General features: G+C 65.9%; 1 protein-coding gene. It reads right to left on the reverse strand.

The genetic code is table 11. The features are described from left to right. The coding region (locus tag AC27KI_RS24715; RefSeq protein ID WP_487116419.1) for an MCP four helix bundle domain-containing protein at positions 1-1,128 on the reverse strand (1,128 nt) is incomplete at its 3' end. Positions 1,129-1,456 lie beyond the last annotated feature (328 nt).

Raw genomic sequence — 1,456 nt, forward strand, 5'->3', positions numbered from 1 at the left:
GAAGGCGATGCCGTCGATCACGCCGATGATGTCGGAGATCTGCCGCGAGCTGTCGTTGATGTCCTTCATGGTCTTGACCACCTGGGTCACCACGCCGCCGCCCTGGGTGGCCACCGTGGTCGCGTCCTGGGCCAGCTGATCGGCCTGCTTGGCGTTGTCGGCGTTGTTGCGCACCGTGGTGCTGAACTGTTCCATGGTCGATGCCACCTGCTCCAGCGCGCTGGCCTGTTCTTCGGTGCGCTGGCTCAGGTCGGTGTTGCCCGTGGAGATTTCCATCGATCCGGTGGCGATGGAGTCGCTGGCGTTGCGCACCTCCGCCACGATGGACACCAGGCTCTGCTGCATGGTGCCCAGCGAGGCCATGACGCTGCCGGGCAGGGCGTTGGCGAGGTCGGACATGTCGGACAGGTCACCCTGCGCCACGCGCTGGGCGGCGAGGCTCAGCTCGGAAGGCTCGGCACCGAGCGAACGGGTGAGGCTGCGCGTGATGAGCACGCCCGCGACGGCGGCCGCGGCGAAGGCCAGCAGGCAGGCGCCGATCAGCAGGGACCGCTGGAAGCGGAACTCGGCCTCGGCTTCCTTGACCAGGGCGATCGCCCGCTGGTCCGTGGCGAGCGAGTATTCGTTCGTCTTGGCGATCAGCGCGGCCAGCAGGGGGCGGCATTCCGCGTTCATCTTGGTGGTGGCCTGCTCACGCTGGCCCGACACGGCCAGGTTGATGATGTCCAGGGCCACGGTGCCGTAGGCCTGCTCCACCTTGTCGATCTCACCCACCAGGGTCCTGATGGCCGGGGGGACCTCGCCGTGGCTGACCATGTCTTTCAGCTTGGCCATGTTGGCCTGCACGTCCTTGTGCGCCTCGATCGCCGCCGCCTTCTCCACCGCCACGTCGGCATCGCTCTTCACCAGCACCAGGTTGCGGGCCGCGATGGCCCGGCGGTCCACCGCCATGCGTATCTGCTCGGACAGCTTGGCGCGGGCGGCCACGCCGTGCACGTAATCGCTGAAGTTCTCGTTGGCCCCGTTCAGCCCCCACACCGCCACGCTGGAGGCCAGCAGTACGAGCAAGGCCAGCACCCCGAAGGAAAGCGTCAACTGGGCTTTGACGGTGAGATTTCGCAGCGACATAGGGCACTCCAAATGGGTTATTTGATAAATATGATTCAAATGATAAGCAACATTCTGTAAAAGTAAAGGTGAATCGACCCTAGATTGGCCATGAAGTTGGGCTATGCCAATAGGCGGAAAGCACCGGGCTGTAGCGAAAAGGAAACGCTGCCGTCGACCGCCATTAGCATGCGCGCATGCCGCAGCCGTCTCCCGCCTCTGCCGTCCTTGCCACGCCTGCCATGGCGCGCCCCTGGCGCTGGCCCTGGTGGCTGGCCGGGGTGCTCGCGGGAGCGGCGCTGCAGCTCACGCAGGCGACGTTGTGGCCGCTGGCCGCCTATGCGGCGGC

Source organism: Acidovorax sp. KPB24-03, assembly GCF_057546605.1.